Source organism: Monashia sp. HAY1-5C (assembly GCF_056755255.1).
Genome location: NZ_JBPGXG010000803.1, coordinates 1 through 234, shown reverse-complemented (window position 1 = coordinate 234; position 234 = coordinate 1). Strand labels below are relative to the sequence as shown.

Here is a 234-nt window from a genome sequence, read left to right as displayed (position 1 = left end):
ACCCTGCAGGACACGTACGCGGACGCCCTCGCCGCCCAGCCCTTCCTGGAGCGCCACCCGGTGCTGCTCGGCGGCCTCGTACCGGACGGCACGGACCATGGCATCGTCCGCAACGCGCAGGGCCGCCGCATCGCCTTGCATCCGTCTTTCCGCCATCCGGTGCACCTGCTGGCCGTCTCCGGCGGCCATCCCATTCAGCGCAGACGGTGAGCGGATGGCCGCATGCTGCTGCCG

The 234-nt window shown here is 71.8% G+C and carries 1 pseudogene; it reads left to right on the top strand.

Going from position 1 to position 234, the window contains the following annotated elements:
• Positions 1 to 210: pseudogene (locus tag ACR9ZK_RS23590) on the top strand (hypothetical protein); the annotation flags it as partial.
• Positions 211 to 234 lie beyond the last annotated feature (24 nt).